Source organism: Sphingobacterium sp. BIGb0165 (assembly GCF_024810095.1).
GTDB lineage: Bacteria > Bacteroidota > Bacteroidia > Sphingobacteriales > Sphingobacteriaceae > Sphingobacterium > Sphingobacterium detergens.
Window position 1 is genome coordinate 88,754 of the sequence record NZ_JANUEB010000007.1, and the last position, 15,261, is coordinate 104,014.

A 15,261-nucleotide genomic window follows, 5' to 3' on the forward strand; every position below is an offset into this window, starting at 1 on the left:
AAGGTTAGTTTTTGTTAGTTTGTCGTTCCTCTATTTGATGTATATGTAATTATTTTTCATAGTATAGTTCATAGGATGTACCTGCGCCATCAGGTCCAGTACCTCTTTGAGGCTTTTATCGCGTCGTACACGTCCGAATAACCGGACTTGCGCCAAACTATTATCTACCTTGATCTCCACGCCGTACCAAGCACTTAATTTTCGGGACAATTGTTCCACATTCAGATCGTTCAGATCAAAATAGCCTTCTTTCCAATCGATGTAACGGGCAATATCTTTGGCCTCGATAATCTTCTTTCCATCATATACTTGATTAGGCCTGATTCGCACGGAAAACTGGTCCTTTCTACTCTGTTCCAAGCTTGATCCCCGATCGGAGAAAGCTACTGCTCCTTCAAGCAACGCCGTTTCATTGTTAGTTGTAAAATCTGCGTTGAATTTCGTTCCCAGTACTTGGATTGTCTGCTTATTCCCACGTACAAAAAATGGAACTCTTCTACCCGTTCGCCCTTGTTTGGCAACTTCAAAATAACCCTCGCCCCGTAGCGCTACCTCTCGAATATCAGCCCCAAAAGAAATCGGATAACGTAATTCACTATTGGTATTCAGCCAGACCTTAGTACCATCAGCGAGCTGTACATGTGCTGTACCGCCTGTTTTCGTACGAATTGTATTGTACACGATTTTTGATTTATGGGCAGGATCAGTTAGATAGATAATCTGATCGTCATTCGTCCTGACGATGCGGTAGCCACCTGCATTTAAGGTGTCATTACGTTTTAACTTATCCAGGTCGTATTCTATATTATTTTCCAGTACGACAATGGCATTGGATTTTATAGGTGCCTTGACATCTTCAATGTTTGCATACTGGAAATGATCAGCTTGCTTGCTCCAATATATAGAGACCGTTGTTGACAACAAAATAAGGATACTTGCAGCGGCCATCCACTTCCATCTGGATTGTTTTTTGCGTTTTTTGATAAAAGGCATTTTGTTGTCCAGATTTTCCAAAAGCATCAACATCTGACGATCTTGAGGTTCGGGAAAACGATCTAACTGATCCAACCAAAGCTCAACCAAAGTTATTTCCTCCGCGGAACATTCCCCAGCTTGATACTTTGCGAAAAGTGAATCATCGATCTTCATAGTAATAATTGTTAGTTCAGCTTTAATGCTGCTATACTAAGGTAAACGGCGCTGCCTAACGATTGTCCCTCAAAAAAATAAAAAAAGTAAAAAAGACGAAAAATTAGAGCGTATGATTTTTAAAGTAGATGAATATTGATTGCGTACCGTCTTTTCAGAAAGCCCCAGCATAGCTGCTATTTCGGGGTTGGAATAACCTTGCAAGCGTAATTTTAAAACCGCTTGATATTGCGGACCGTAGCGATGGAGTACAGCGAAGATGGAATCACGAAAAGACTGCGCGCGAACATGTTCATCAGCCTCTTCAAATGCAAATTCATTAACATAGGATTTTAGATCTTCCAAATAGCCCTGTGCGTTATTTTCCTTAGCAAAATAGTCTATAATACGACGTCGGAGCGCCGTAAAAAGATAGGCCTTAAAATCATTTTGGTAGTCGATGGAGTATCTGTTGTTCCAAGTGCGAATAAAGACATCCTGTACTAGATCTTCACCAGCTTCTTCGCCGACCCGTTTAATCGCATAAACGAGCAGAGCTGCTTTATATCTTTCATACAGCATATGAAATGCCCCGTCTTGGTTCTTGGAAACCAAAAGGAGTAGTTCCTCATCACTCAAACTTTCCAACTTAGGCATGATGTATTGATTTGGACAAAGATAGTTTTTAGATTTTTTGTATCCAAAAAGATCCCACAACGTGAAAACCGCTATTCCTAGAAAAAGATCCCTCTGGCTATTTTACTTCCTTAGAAATATCTTATGTAACTTTTTATTATTGTAAACGCCACATATACATTACTTCCTCTAGCATGTAATATGATAATCGTTCAACAAAAATAGTAAAATCACAACAAAGACTACTAATTAAGTAGATTTTTTTATTAAAGCTGTCGAGTAACACGAAGTGTGGGTTCAGCCTACCTTCAAACATTAAGCCTATTAAGACTTGATTTAGGAATACTTGTTAATCAAAAACTGCTTATTATTTATTACTGCTTGAATAATTCATTCCCAATGAAGGAATTAACTTGATCTCTTTCGTTAAAAAAAGTTAAAAACCAATTTGTCAATTCTTAGGATATGATTACCTTTGCGCAAATTTTACCTTATTTAGATCAAAACTAAATAAAGAAAAACAGTCTATAAAAATCATATGTATCAAATTTTTACTTTTTTGAGCATCACTTTGCTTTCCTGTTTTGCCCTTCAAGCGCAAAATATTCAAGGTATCGTGCATGACAAGAGCACGGGTGTGATCGTACCGGGAGCGAGTATAATCATCAAGGAACGTCCCCAGGGCGGAACTGTCGCCGATGCCAACGGAAAATTTAATCTTGTACTTCACAATGGGGAGACCTTGCTGATTAAAATGGTTGGCTATAAAAGCTACGAACGTTATTTTGCCAAGGTACAGGAAGGACAACAAGTCGAGATTAGTCTTGAATCCGGTGTTGCACTGGACGAAGTATTGGTCACAGCAAGTTTGGCCAATTCACGGAGCAAACGAGCAATTGGCACCAATGTCGATCATATTGATGCCGCAGATATTGTCGCAAAAAGTAATCCCTCTTCTCTAGCGGAACTCGTAAACGGAAGAATTAGCGGCGCCCAAGTATACAATACCAATGGAAAAGTAGGTATGCCCATCCGTTTTGATATTCGTTCGGCAGCAACCTTCAGTATGGAACGGGATCCCCTGATCTTTATCGATGGGGTACGCTACGGTAGTAGTAATACTGCTGATGTAAACTCCTCACAGGAAGCGATGAGTGCGCTGAATGACTTACCGATGAACGATATTGCTTCTATCGATGTGATCAAAGGACCAGCAGCAGCAGCATCTTATGGTGCAGAAGCAGCTAACGGTGTCGTTATTATCCAGACCAAACGTGGTTTGAGTGGCAAAAAAGATGTGGCTGTCAATATAAAATATACTGGAGGTTTCAGCGAACTCGCCAATAAATACACAAAATATGTCAACAACGATGCCCTGAATAACTTTTTTGAACGCGGTCATCAAAATCAGTACTATGCCAATTTATCGGCACAATTTGACCAGTCAAACAGCCTATTCTTTTCGGCCAACTCCAATACCACTTCAGGTATTGTTCCGGGTAACAAAGACAACAGACAGACCTTTCGTGCCGGATACGATTTGACCAAAGACAATTTCAAACTGGGTTTCACCGCTGGTTATGTCAAAGGGAAACTGAGCATCCCGCAATCTGCTTCAGGACGTGATGATGCCATCTGGAATCTGATGCGCGATCAGACGCCTTGGCCTTTTATTTCCGAAGAAACCTGGCGTGCCATTGAGAAAAGTTATTCCAATGACCGCTTTACAGGAAGTGTAAAATTAAACTATACGCTTCCCTATAATATCAAGCTGGAAAGTCTTGTGGGGCTTGACCTCAATCGGATCGATGGGTTGAACTATCTTCCTTATGGCTATCTACAGGGTACAAACAGTACCGGTGCCAAACAGGTCAGTGACCGTAAAAACCAGAATATCAACTGGGATGTCAAGTTGTCGCGCAACTTCGCCCTAGCGGATAAATGGCAACTGAATCTAGCCTTATTATCACAGTTGACGAAATCTACAGAAACCGTCAGTGGTATCAGCGTACGCAATTTTGCTGTACCGGGGATTAGTAACATCTCCTCGGCAGCTGAAATTTTAGGTACAACCGATACTTATTTCGAAAAACGTACCCATGGTATCTATGGTGAGGCATTTTTAAGCTACAACAATCAGTTGTTTATCAATACCGGGGTCAGAAGAGACGTATCTAATATGATCGGTCGGAATGTAGCCAGTATCTGGTATCCGACAGTGAGTGTTGCTTACAATGTGAAACCGTTTGAATTTATGCAAGGTAAGATAGACGAATGGAAAATAAGGGCCGCTTATGGTGAGTCTGGTCGTTTACCATATCCAAATGATGCGCAGACAGCCTATCTTATTGAAAACTCTTCGTTTGGCACCTTGGTCAGACCATTGCGTAAAGGCAATCCTGATATCAAACCAGAGCGCACCGGTGAGTTTGAGATCGGTACGGATCTCAGCTTTTTCAAACAACGTTTAGGCTTTACCTACTATTTGCAAAACACACGCGATGCGATTGTATACACCACATTATTGCCTTCTTTGGGCTGGCCTTCAAGCTTAAGCGGGGACTATCCCGAAAATGTAGGTAAAATTCGCGGTAAAGGGATTGAAGTCACTTATAATAGTCGTGTTTTTACAAGCAGTAATCAGAAAAACAGTTTGGATCTCTTCGTGATCTTCAATCACCAGTCCAATAAAGTCATCAGCTCAGGTGGAAATGATATTATCAACACGGTCAATCTGATCCGTCCGGGACTCCCAGCATTCTCTTTCTATACCGGTGTATCCGAAGGCGCTAATTTCAATAGTAGCGGCGTTTATACAGGTGCTAAAGAAAGTACTCCACAGGTATTGGGTAAACCTTTTCCTACTTACAATGGTTCATTTGGGTTCAATCTACAATTGGTCAATAACCTCCGTATCCAATCTTTGTTTAACTATTCAAAAGGCGCTAAGGTCTATAATATCTCTAATAGAAATGTAGCCAGCCAAGGGAATAACTTCAAAGCAAGCGAGGATCTCAAAGCATTGCTTGCTACGCAGACACCAGGCACACCGGAGTATATTGCGACAGCGAATGAACTTGCCCAATATGCTGGTCCTCGTGGTAATTTTATTGAGAAAGCCGATTTCATCCGTTTGAGCAATGTCACCATCTCCTATGATTTAGGTGCTTGGGCCAAGAAACAAACCAATGGCCTATTCAAAAGCTGCGTGCTATCATTAACAGGAAACAACCTGTGGCTGACGACCAACTATGGTGGCATCGAACCACAAATAGATTCGCAGGGTGGTAGTAAACGTACGCGTGGTATCAGCTATCTATCATCCGACTGGACTGCAGTACCGGCTCCACGTAGTTATGCCATGAGTGTAAATATTGGTTTTTAAAAATGATAATTATGTCTATCAAAATAAAAGATTTTTGGAAAGCCGGATTAGTCTGCATGGCAGCACTTTCCCTTTCCTCCTGTGACAAGTGGGTAAATGACACCAAGCTGCCAGACAACACCATTGATGAATCTCAGTTAAACAACATCGCCATGCTTGGTCGTATTGAGAAAGGTACTTATGTCTACGGTCCTGTCATCGCCGGTGTATGGCGTGCCGGTGCGACATCCGCGTCGGATCTATTGGTTGCTTCCGGTGCTATTGTGGATGAAATTGTTCCTACCGCAGTTCCAAACTCTCCTTTTTATAAGGAATTGGATGAGGATAAATTAACACCGGACAACACGTCACTCTTTAGCGTGTGGTCCAATGTACAAAATTACCGTGCACGTGCCGAAGATGCAATTGCCAATGCGGAATCTTTAAATCCAACAGATGAAGATGGTATCAAGATCAAACAAGCGGCTTTGGTCAATGCCCGGTTACATGCCGGTTATGCCTGGTTGCTGATGGCGGATTATTTCAGTGTCAGCAATAGCAGCCACTCTGTCTACGCAGACCACAAAGAGGTCAGTCATCAGGAAGCTTATACCAAAGCACAGACTTACTGGCAACAGGCACTTCCTGCTGCCAACGATACCGAGAAACGATTGCTTCATGCCTTACTGACAAAGCTGGGAATCCATACCAACAATTACCCCTTGGCTGTCCAGCATATCAACCAGTCGTTTACAGCAATGGAAAACTTCAGCTTTCTGAATACCGTAGGTACTGTCAGCAACGGTTTCTTTAATGCGCTAAATATCAACTCAAGAGATGCGGCCGTTGATCCAAGTTTGGTTACCGCATCAAAAACAACAGCAGACAAAGCCCGTATTCCGGTTGTAAAAGCTGCCAAAGGACATTGGTCACTGACCTTGTTTAAGGAAAGAGATCCACTACTTGTCAGCGATTTTGATGAAATGCAATTAATCCGTGCTGAATTAGTTGTGCGTGAACTGATCCCGGGTAATGCTGTGGAACTTGTTAATTCGGTTATTTCGAAATATGACGCTTCGGGAGCATCTAATTATACCTCATCCACAACCCTAACGCTGAATGACATCGTTGCTGTCCGTCGGATATTTTTATCCTGGCGTGGTACACGTATCATCGATCTGAGAAGGTTCAAAATTGATGGTGATGTCAATCCAGGTTTCACCCAGCGCAAATGGCAATGGATCGGTATACCCGAAATTGAAACACAGTAACAGTAATGGTGGTAGCCGTATCAAATAGATCCTATTCAAATGGATCGTAAACCTACCCCATCGTTGATTCGACAGGTATAGCTGGAAAAGATTAAAATAAGGCCGTGAGAATTTGTTATTCTTCACGGCCTCTCTATTATTATAAAAAACCTAATATGTACCTCAGTTACCTACTTTGTAGCACATTACATATATAACAGCTGAGAGCCCCAATTCTCCCTAAAAAATAAAAGTTTTCAAGATTTACCCTAATCCATGACTAGTTTTATCAGCAATAAAGTTATTACACTTGATTACCAACAACCACATGTCATCAATTTCACCTTGTGGGTTGTAGCTGGATTTCCGGGATTGAACGATTACGATCATTAATATCTACCGCTATAGTATAACCTGTATAATCAGGCACATCGATCTCCAAAAGATAGTTACCTTTGTTTAATTCACCGATTTTAAATTCTCCATTTTGATGATGTACGGTGTCTATCCGCAATCTATCTAGTTTTTCTTTCTGTTGATTAGACTTATATACATTAACTATAAAATAGGTAACGGGATTATACTGGTGGTCCACAAATCTACCTGTTACAACATAATGATCCAAGAGAAATGATGAAAGTAGGATAAACAAAAATTGAACCTTTAACATAGCATATAGATTTTACATTACTTATTTCTTTTGGAGAGTCCAGCACCTAAATCTGACCCATCAGACCCTGCTTTCAATTGAAGATAATTCGCTTTACTTTGATCTTTTTCAATCTGTATGTCTCCGGAATGAATCACTCTTTCCATTTTTAAAAAGTCTGACGAAGTGGGATTGTCACTTCTTAAAGGACCACTCCCGTATCCTGCAAGGTGGGTATAGTCAGAAAAAACACAATCGAAAGCTTTATATTGCTTTGTACTCCCCTTCTCCCTGACCCATACCGTACTACTATTTGCAATAATATTGTGATGGAATTCAAAATTGTCCCCATTGGTACCATTTGTTGTCCAGACTCCACTAAAGTAACTTCCATATACCAGACAATACCGCATGGCATTCGCGCCTCCTGTCGGCCCTTCAGATTTCCAAAAGACAACTGGGTTTTTACAATTGAAAAATACACAGTGATCAATGACTAATCCGTATCCATTTGCGATAACACCCGCATGTAATGGTAACACATCAATATTACCAACAAAAAGACATTGTGTGACAAGTAGATCGTCCAATCGTTTACCATCACGCCATATCGGGTATGAGCGGCGTGAGTTATCCTCATCCATATAGGAATAATCAGGGCTCCCCGTAAATCGTATGCCCTCGATGGTCACATGGCTTACCTCTGGTTGAATCCCCCTGCCCTCCATTCCACCAAATCCAGGAACTAATGGCACGGCTGTCACTATCACAGGCATCTGCTGTGGAGTCCAATCTTTATCATCGGGCATAATTTCGGCCCGGATGATGAGGCGGTCTTTGCCAGTATATTTATTATTGGAGAATATTACCGTTTCAGTCAATAGGTGCATTCCAGAGGAAAGTATAACTATGGAAGTTCCCTTTTCCTGATTCGAATTTATACGTTTTGCAGCCTCAAAAATGGTTTTTAGAGGTTGTGACTTTTCTTCAGAATTTAGATCATTTCCGACCACTGGATTGACATACAACTGTTCAGCAAATGAATCAAACGCTGTGATTGCGAATAGTAAAAGAATGAATAAGTATTTCATCGTCATAAGTCTTCAATTTAAATGTGATTATTATCAAAATTATGGGATACCTGTTCTTCTACATGGTCATTTTACACCAAATATGGTCATTTATACCCCTCGATCGACTTAAGGTATCTCAATCGTATTGGATTAAGCTGGTTAAACGGCTTTCTATTAGATTTTACGCGAGTTCCACCATTGAAAAAAGACTTGTTTTACATACCAAATATTAATACCTTTCAATTAGGTACTTTTAGATAATATCAAAGGAGCATAAATGATATATTGAATCAGTATATCGACGAAAAACCGATTATCAATGGATAAAAGAAACAACTATATCAAGGAAATTAAAACGTATCATTTTCTCCCCTATAAGTATAATCGGCATTTGCTATTTGATATAGGTCGCATTGAAACTTTGGAAAATTATGTCTTGGACAATACTTTGCATCAACTCAGTTTTTATGAGATTATCTTTATTGAAGAAGGAAGTGGGACATTATCAATAGGTGATAAGATAATCCCGCTTTCCAGGAAAGGCATTGTCTTCACCAGTCCAGGACAGACAAGAAGATGGGCAATAGAAAAGGATTTAACGGGTTATGTACTGTTTTTTGAGAAAGACTTTCTCGATCTATTTTTTTTCGATAATCTGTTCCTCTATAGATTTCATTTTTTTCATCAATATGTACAGCCCCCAACGATAAAACCAGATGATTTTTTTTCCAATCAATGTGTTAAACTTGTTCAAGCTATAATGCAAGAATTTTCCTATCTTCAGCATGACAGCGATCATTTAATAAGAGCCCTTTTATATCAGCTGCTTATAACAATAAATCGTTTTTATTCAAAAACATATAATCTTCAAAACAATGAAGTGATTCATTCAGATTTCCAAAGGTTCAAGGTTCTATTGGAAAAGGAATATGCTGTTAATCATCATATAGGCAATTATACGAAGATGCTCAATATTAGTCCAAAAATCCTCAATAAACTATGCAAACAATATAGTGGCCTATCAGCTCAACAAATGATCCATCAGAAATTGATATCGGAAATAAAAAAGGAACTAATTCTAAAAAAATCAGCTAAAGAGATTACCTATGCTTTTGGTTTCTCTGACCCATCAAACTTCAATCGTTTTTTTAAACGAAACACAGGGATAACTCCGCAACAGTTTCAAAAGGAAGTATAGACCCCTCGTCCATCAGCTAGTCTTAAACGGATACTGCAAATAAATAATAACCAAATTCAGCATTAGGAAGGGTAACTCAATGACCATACCCTTTAGATCTTTGTTTACCAAATGGAAACAAATAATCATCAGAATTGTAGCAGCCATTAAAAAATTGCCCCAGACAAATGTCTTTGGAAACAGAATTAAAATAGCTGCAAGAATTGTGACAAGACCATTAACACATACTGCGGTCTTACTGAATCCCCAATTACCAAACAGTTGCAGCATTTCCTGTTTGCCGGAAACCATTCCATAGCCCTGTTTGACCCCCATAGCGACTGCGATGAGTACCAATATCACATTTATAATTTTCAAGACCATCATTTTACATCTTTAAAGCTCCAAACAACAGTACAATGACTATTGTTTGGAGCGGAACGATCTTTTCTTTTACATCCTTGTCTCTCATGATGAATCGTGATAATTTAAAATTAGTTATCCACATCTATTTTGTGTTAGACATATCTACATAAGACGATTGAGAGCTCGATTTGTCCCTGGAAATAAAAAATAAAACCTACAGGTAAAGGGGGGAATCTCGTTATACAAAAATATGTAAATCGGCATCCCAATATTTTGCATTTTATTGATTTGTATGTTCAATTTGTTAGCTAAGGAGCATCGCTGTTTTTTCCTCAGCATACACTCCCATTTTGTGCTTCATTGCGCTTTTGAACTTATTTAGTGTTATCTTAGAACAAAAAAACATGTATTTATCCAACATCAGAACATTGAGATTATCCTGCTTTTTACTCGCGCAATTACTTGTACTTACTGTAGTCGGGCAAGAAAACAAAGCACCCATTATGGGCTGGAGTAGCTGGAACAACTTTCGTATTCATATTAATGAAAACCTGATTAAACAACAGGCGGACGCGTTGATCTCAACAGGCCTATATCAGGCAGGCTATCGCTATATCAATGTTGATGACGGTTATTTCGGAGGCCGGGACAGTCATGGAAAACTTTACGTGGACAGTACTAAATTCCCGAATGGCATGGATGCCATCGCAGCATATCTTCACCAGAAAGGATTAAAAGCCGGTTTATATTCCGAAGGGGGGCGAAATACCTGTGGATCAATTTGGGATAACGATAAAAAAGGTATTGGAGTTGGAATGTATGGGCATGAGCAGCAGGATGCCGAACTATTCTTCAAAGAGTGGAACTTTGATTTTATTAAGATAGATTGGTGTGGAGGGCTGGAAATGAAACTAAATGATCAGGAACAATACAGTAAGATTATTTCCGCCATACGGGGGGTTAAGCCCAATGCGCGGATCAATATCTGCCGCTGGCAATTTCCCGGCGAATGGGCTATTAAACTAGTGGACTCCTGGCGGATATCCGAGGATATTCGAAACAATTTCGGTTCTGTTTTAGCTATTATCGATCTCAACAAAAATTTGAATCAATACAGCAGCCCCGGCCATTATAATGATATGGATATGTTGCAGGTAGGTCGAGGAATGACTTACGAAGAAGATAAAACACATTTTTCCATGTGGTGTATGCTGAATTCGCCACTTCTAGCAGGGAACGATCTTACCAAAATGTCGAAGGAAACCATTGCTATATTAACGAACAGGGAACTGATTGCCTTAAATCAGGACACAACCTTTAAACAAGCTGTATTTATAGGAAATGACGGTACGGTTGATCTTTGGAAAAAGCAACTACAGGGTAAAAACAATACCGCTATCGCTATGCTGAACAGATCGGATAAAGCTGTGGATTATCATCTGGACAGTAAAAAGCTTCAAATTTCTCCGAATACCAAAGTACGTGATCTTTGGATAAAGAAGAATTTAGGAAGACTGAGCGACATCAAAACATTACGCATTCCGCCTCATGGTATTGTGGTGCTAAAAACGAAATAAACATCATGTATACAAACAGTCTCCAAACACTTAGCCCATTTCGTTGAGAGATTGAACTACTTTGCTTGGAAACTGCTTATTATCGAAGCTCTTACTAGGAAATAGTATACGTCTTTTCCGTCGTAACAGTATAACTATCTGAAATGACGTTATCCACAAATCTCCATTCTGCAAGCGACGTGGCGGCCGTAAATTTCACATGTAGATATCCTCTCTTGTAAAGATTGGCATATTCTAGTTCATCAATTAATACAGAAAAAGCCTGAGCAAGTTCCATTGCTTTTTTAGTATCTGTGGTAATTCCCAAGTAACTCTCTAATCCAGGTGACGAGACCGAACTACAGGCCAATTCTGTTCCTATAAATCTACCCTGAGCATCTGTCAATTTTCCTAGCCATGCATTGTGTGTATCGCCAGCCAATACTACGACTTTCTTACCTGCTAAAATCGAATATAAACGCTCTCTTTCCATAAAATAGCCATCCCATGCATCTAGATTATAGGGCAGTACCGTTGTAATTCTTGCGATATCCTGCTGTGTCAGTGTAGGATCTTTTTGCAGGTATCTCGTTTTTAGGATAACCAACTGCCCTATTGCAGCTGAAAGTGCAGCCATTGTAGATGGCTGAGCATTTCCAAAATGTGCTATTTCAGTCATCACTTGGTTCAGCAACATCAAGAGTTCCGCAGGAATCAGCATCTTAGTCATCAGGATCTGTTGCCCCAACACTTTCCATGCTGTCGTATCAGCGTTAATCTGAGTCCCTAACCAAGTCATTTGCTCGTTACCAATCAACTTTCTATTGTTACTGAGCAGATCAGTCTGAAATTGTGTCTGTTTAAAGTTTCCGCTTCCATCTATATAGTTTGTATAATCCAATTGTTTATCCCGTGCAATTATCCGGGTATCCAGCATATAGAGTGAGAGCAAATTACCAAAAGTAAAACTCCTATAAATACGTTGGTCCTTGCCTGTCTTCAGGGGAATATATTCACTATAAGCTTGAAAAGCGGCCATTTTACGGGTGTCAAAGCCTCCCTCCTCTGGCTGATGATTTTCAGCGCCAGATCGGTATGCATTATCGGCAAGTTCGTGATCATCCCATACACAAATAAATGGTTTTTTCTGATGAAGAAGCTGCAAATTTTTATCACTTCTATATTGTCTATATCTTTCTCTGTAATCTGCGAGATTTACAATCTCTTTAGCCGGTTTGTGGGCTCTGCCGAGTTCATTGGTATAGGGATTGGTGCCATATTGACCAGGAGCATACTCATAAATATAATCTCCGAGGTGTACAACAACATCAGCCTCCGATTTTGCAATTGCCCCATATACGTTGAAAAGTCCAGCTGGAAAATTAGAGCAAGATACCACAGCCATTTTTACTTCATTGACATTATCTGTTTTAGCAGGAAGCGTCAATGTTTCACCAACAACGCTTGCTTCCTTAGTCTTGGCATTATAAAATCTATAGTAATATTTTGTATTGGATGCGATATTCTGAACATCAATGGCCAATGTAAAATCATTGGTAACATCGGCCTTCACCTTTCCCCTTCGAAGGATCTCCGAAAAGCTATTCTCTTTACTTATTTCCCAGGTAATTTCAGCATCTGTCTCTACAGAATATCTCGTCCAGATGATTATCCCGGTTGCCGAGGGGTCAAAGCTCGCCACTCCAGATTCAAATCCACCATTTTTAAGGTTGTCTGGTGCGCTATCAATATCTGTAGGGTCATCCGAACAGCTTTCAATAAGTGGTGCTATAAAAACCCCTCCTGCTGCAATTAATGAATTTTTAAGGAATCTCCTCCGGTTAATTTGCTCGTTATTTTTCATCTCTACTTTTTTAGGTGAAAATACGGCGCCACCGGAAACTACATGTTAAGCCAATTTTATTTATTCTTTATATTTCCAATTATATATAAACTATACGATGACCTACTCATTTTTTTAATTTGTCAAACTTGTTGATGGGATACTTTATTTTTATTTTCTTCGATTGGATAGCTTTAGCGCAATAATAGTTTAAATTTTCTGGTGTCGATGCTATTAACAAGAACACGTAAATTAAAAACCACATGCACCAAAACCACCCGACTTATCACCGATCACCACCAAAGTCGATCGTGTCAACAATGTTCCGGCGAGATAAAAGGTATCCAACCCATTCCGATACCTAAACCTGAGTATACAGTACTTGTGGCACCACCCACAATTTGTCCTCGTGATGTTTTGCAATGACCTGTCGCCTCCAATACATCAATATCTGTTATACCGGCCGCTTTACCAGCCTCTACTAATTCAGATAGTATTTTTTTACCGATATAGATCAACAGATTCATTATGCAGATTCTATTTTAGCTGAATTTAAAATCTTAAATTAGCGTATCGAAAACAATAATTGAACATGCTTAATTTTTTCAAGAATAGCTCCAATTTCCCAAAAGAAAATGACAAAGACCGCAACTGGCTGGATGGCGATCGCTTACATTACCTCGATCATGGTAACGAAGAAGAGGTCAACTTATCTCAATTGCGCTATGCATACGTTCAATTATTAGCTGGAGATCCCTACTTATTTCTATTTGACGATCACCAACATTATATTCCCGCAAGTTCACAAGGTTTTTCGAAGGTCTATCCCAAGTTATCCAAACAATTTGGATTTGATGATGCTTTATTCTTTCATACCATTAAGCAAAAACAAGACTGCAAAGCCAAAATCTGGATCCAGCAACAAACCTGCAATTATAAGATTCTACCCGGGGGCTTTGAAGATGACCATATAGGTTTTGAGGTTTATGCCGAACCATCACAATTTATTTCTTGGGATACCAGCTATGCTGACATCGAAAAACTCGGTATTGGACACCTATATCCAAGCGAATATGGGACAATCTATTTCAAAATAGATTACCCGGTTCGTATCGGCAATCTCTGGCTGAAAGAACTGGAGATTTACTGTGATGATATTCCAACGCACGTACCTATTCAAGAATATTTTATCACCATTTATGACGAGTCCAATACAGATAAAAGTTACAAAGACCTCCGCGATCTCTGGTTAGATGGCGAAGACTATGACGCGGAGGATTATGGTTATGAAAGAGAAGACCAATGCTATTTATCTTTTGATTTTGGCGATCACATCTCCTCCTCCATCTGTTATACCTACGATGATGAAAACAACTACGACGATGGCGGCACCTCACTCCATTTTTACAACCAGCGTGATTACCCCGCTCTTTTGGAAAATCCAGCATACGATCAGCTCATTGAAGTGAGCGAACTTGTCAAATTGAAAAACAAATGGGACATCAAGGAGGATTTCCGCAAAAATGCTGCTGTAAAAAATATTCCCGCAAGCATACAACAACAACTGGGAAAGTCAAGCGGCATCTGGTTGGACAAGAAAAATAATAAAATTGGCTTTGCTGGAAGGAAAACAAGTCTAATTTACGATATCGAAGACATTGATTTCTTCGAAATTGAGAATGTCCTACCTGCAAAAGGCCCCGGATATGCCATACTCCGTGCGAACTTAATCAATGGTAGCTATAACTATATTTTTGAAGCCGATACCTACGAACTGGATCCTTATGCAATCACATTGGAAAATTGGACGCATAAAGAAGTCTCGATACCTGAAGCGTATTATAACTGTTAAGTTTCTGTCCTATATTACGATTAGAAACAACAGAAATTAGATCCCTCTGCTTCTCAAAACAGTGGAAAACAACCTTTTTCTCAGCTATTTTTAGCTGTTCCATATCCTATAATTTTTTAAGTTCCGCTTCCGGCCAAGTAATTAATTCCTTTAGCAGATAGGTCTTTGGTTTGGCCTCATCAGCAAATTGCTCCAAAAACTCCGGCAAATCTCCTTCGACTTTTAACAGCTTCCCATCCTGCAAGACGTCATAACCTTCTGCCAACCATTGTTCTATTTTCTTTCTATTGATTTGAGTATGTTCCATAGTAAAATATTTAAGCTTATGCTATCGTGCATGTGTTTCCAATAAGTTCTTCTATCCTGA

General features: G+C 39.6%; 13 protein-coding genes. 5 read left to right on the plus strand and 8 right to left on the minus strand.

The features are described 5' to 3' along the window. Window positions 1-30 precede the first annotated feature (30 nt). Window positions 31-1,149, minus strand: coding sequence for a FecR family protein (locus M2408_RS16995; protein WP_259183633.1), 1,119 nt, complete (start codon window positions 1,147-1,149; stop codon window positions 31-33). Between the two features lie 69 nt (window positions 1,150-1,218). Next, entirely contained in the window at window positions 1,219-1,785 is a 567-nt protein-coding gene (locus tag M2408_RS17000) for an RNA polymerase sigma factor (RefSeq protein WP_259183634.1), read from the minus strand. A 517-nt stretch (window positions 1,786-2,302) separates the two neighbouring features. Here M2408_RS17000 and M2408_RS17005 point away from each other — a divergent pair. Then, window positions 2,303-5,149, plus strand: coding sequence for a TonB-dependent receptor domain-containing protein (locus M2408_RS17005; protein ID WP_259183636.1), 2,847 nt, complete (start codon window positions 2,303-2,305; stop codon window positions 5,147-5,149). 11 nt (window positions 5,150-5,160) lie between these two features. Continuing rightward, window positions 5,161-6,399, plus strand: coding sequence for a hypothetical protein (locus M2408_RS17010; RefSeq protein ID WP_259183639.1), 1,239 nt, complete (start codon window positions 5,161-5,163; stop codon window positions 6,397-6,399). Window positions 6,400-6,718: 319 nt separating this feature from the next. Here M2408_RS17010 and M2408_RS17015 read toward each other — a convergent pair whose 3' ends face one another. After that, window positions 6,719-7,048: a hypothetical protein gene (locus tag M2408_RS17015; RefSeq protein WP_259183641.1), complete on the minus strand. Its 330-nt coding sequence runs from the start codon at window positions 7,046-7,048 to the stop codon at window positions 6,719-6,721. Between the two features lie 17 nt (window positions 7,049-7,065). Next, window positions 7,066-8,118 carry a hypothetical protein gene (locus M2408_RS17020; protein WP_259183643.1) on the minus strand — a complete coding sequence of 351 codons (1,053 nt, stop codon included), beginning with the start codon at window positions 8,116-8,118 and terminating at the stop codon, window positions 7,066-7,068. A 301-nt stretch (window positions 8,119-8,419) separates the two neighbouring features. Between M2408_RS17020 and M2408_RS17025 the strand changes: the two genes are divergently transcribed. Then, window positions 8,420-9,298 carry a helix-turn-helix transcriptional regulator gene (locus tag M2408_RS17025; RefSeq protein WP_259183645.1) on the plus strand — a complete coding sequence of 293 codons (879 nt, stop codon included), beginning with the start codon at window positions 8,420-8,422 and terminating at the stop codon, window positions 9,296-9,298. A gap of 12 nt (window positions 9,299-9,310) precedes the next feature. On the opposite strand, the gene M2408_RS17030 is transcribed toward M2408_RS17025, so the two are convergent. Beyond that, window positions 9,311-9,664 (minus strand): DoxX family protein, encoded by a 354-nt coding sequence (locus M2408_RS17030; RefSeq protein ID WP_259183646.1) that lies wholly within the window; start codon window positions 9,662-9,664, stop codon window positions 9,311-9,313. 383 nt (window positions 9,665-10,047) lie between these two features. Between M2408_RS17030 and M2408_RS17035 the strand changes: the two genes are divergently transcribed. Further along, a complete protein-coding gene (locus M2408_RS17035) occupies window positions 10,048-11,220 on the plus strand; it encodes a glycoside hydrolase family 27 protein (RefSeq protein ID WP_259183649.1) in 1,173 nt (390 codons plus the stop codon). A gap of 94 nt (window positions 11,221-11,314) precedes the next feature. Here the strand turns inward: M2408_RS17035 and M2408_RS17040 are convergent, their stop codons facing one another. Both M2408_RS17040 and M2408_RS17045 read right to left on the minus strand, forming a co-directional pair. Further along, the gene (locus M2408_RS17040) at window positions 11,315-13,063 is read right to left on the minus strand and encodes an alkaline phosphatase (RefSeq protein WP_259183650.1); all 1,749 of its coding nucleotides are present in this window, start codon (window positions 13,061-13,063) and stop codon (window positions 11,315-11,317) included. A gap of 293 nt (window positions 13,064-13,356) precedes the next feature. Further along, a complete protein-coding gene (locus M2408_RS17045; protein WP_259183652.1) occupies window positions 13,357-13,569 on the minus strand; it encodes a hypothetical protein in 213 nt (70 codons plus the stop codon). Between the two features lie 65 nt (window positions 13,570-13,634). Here M2408_RS17045 and M2408_RS17050 point away from each other — a divergent pair, with 65 nt between their 5' ends. Further along, window positions 13,635-14,894, plus strand: coding sequence for a hypothetical protein (locus tag M2408_RS17050; RefSeq protein WP_259183654.1), 1,260 nt, complete (start codon window positions 13,635-13,637; stop codon window positions 14,892-14,894). 106 nt (window positions 14,895-15,000) lie between these two features. On the opposite strand, the gene M2408_RS17055 is transcribed toward M2408_RS17050, so the two are convergent. Beyond that, window positions 15,001-15,201: a hypothetical protein gene (locus M2408_RS17055; RefSeq protein ID WP_259183656.1), complete on the minus strand. Its 201-nt coding sequence runs from the start codon at window positions 15,199-15,201 to the stop codon at window positions 15,001-15,003. Window positions 15,202-15,261: the final 60 nt, after the last annotated feature.